At 52.3% G+C, this 1,243-nt stretch carries 1 rRNA gene; it reads right to left on the bottom strand.

The features are described 5' to 3' along the window. Window positions 1–88: 88 nt before the first annotated feature. A 23S ribosomal RNA gene (locus ACKVMH_RS13495) occupies window positions 89–1,243 on the bottom strand; the annotation flags it as partial.

The following is a 1,243-nucleotide window of genomic DNA, read 5'->3' as shown; positions in this document are numbered from 1 at the left end:
TCATTCCAACCGCCTCACTTCCATGAAGCCATCAGAACCAATCTTGGAACGTCGCTGAAAATCTCTCTAAAAACACCTTCGGTGTTGTAAGGTTAAGCCTCACGGATCATTAGTACTGGTTAGCTCAATGCATCGCTGCACTTACACACCCAGCCTATCAACGTCTTAGTCTTAAACGTTCCTTCAGGGGCCTTGAAGGCCCAGGGAAGACTCATCTTGAGGCAAGTTTCGCGCTTAGATGCTTTCAGCGCTTATCTTTTCCGCACTTAGCTACCGGGCAATGCCATTGGCATGACAACCCGAACACCAGTGGTGCGTTCACTCCGNAAGTTTCGCGCTTAGATGCTTTCAGCGCTTATCTTTTCCGCACTTAGCTACCGGGCAATGCCATTGGCATGACAACCCGAACACCAGTGGTGCGTTCACTCCGGTCCTCTCGTACTAGGAGCAACCCCTCTCAATCTTCCAACGCCCACGGCAGATAGGGACCGAACTGTCTCACGACGTTCTAAACCCAGCTCGCGTACCACTTTAAATGGCGAACAGCCATACCCTTGGGACCTACTTCAGCCCCAGGATGTGATGAGCCGACATCGAGGTGCCAAACACCGCCGTCGATATGAACTCTTGGGCGGTATCAGCCTGTTATCCCCGGAGTACCTTTTATCCGTTGAGCGATGGCCCTTCCATTCAGAACCACCGGATCACTAAGACCTACTTTCGTACCTGCTCGAGCCGTCACTCTCGCAGTCAAGCTAGCTTATGCCTTTGCACTAACCTCACGATGTCCGACCGTGATTAGCTAACCTTCGTGCTCCTCCGTTACTCTTTGGGAGGAGACCGCCCCAGTCAAACTACCCACCAGACACTGTCCTCACCCCAGATTATGGGGCCGAGTTAGAACATCAAACATTAAAGGGTGGTATTTCAAGGATGGCTCCACGCAGACTGGCGTCCACGCTTCAAAGCCTCCCACCTATCCTACACATCAAGGCTCAATGTTCAGTGTCAAGCTATAGTAAAGGTTCACGGGGTCTTTCCGTCTTGCCGCGGGTACACTGCATCTTCACAGCGAGTTCAATTTCACTGAGTCTCGGGTGGAGACAGCCTGGCCATCATTACGCCATTCGTGCAGGTCGGAACTTACCCGACAAGGAATTTCGCTACCTTAGGACCGTTATAGTTACGGCCGCCGTTTACTGGGGCTTCGATCAAGAGCTTCGCCTTGCGGCTGACCCCATCA

The organism is Lysobacter zhanggongensis (assembly GCF_046638635.1).
Taxonomy (GTDB): Bacteria; Pseudomonadota; Gammaproteobacteria; order Xanthomonadales; family Xanthomonadaceae; genus Novilysobacter; species Novilysobacter luteus.
The sequence above is the reverse complement of the archived record's forward strand: the minus strand, read 5'-3'. Positions and strand labels throughout refer to the sequence as shown.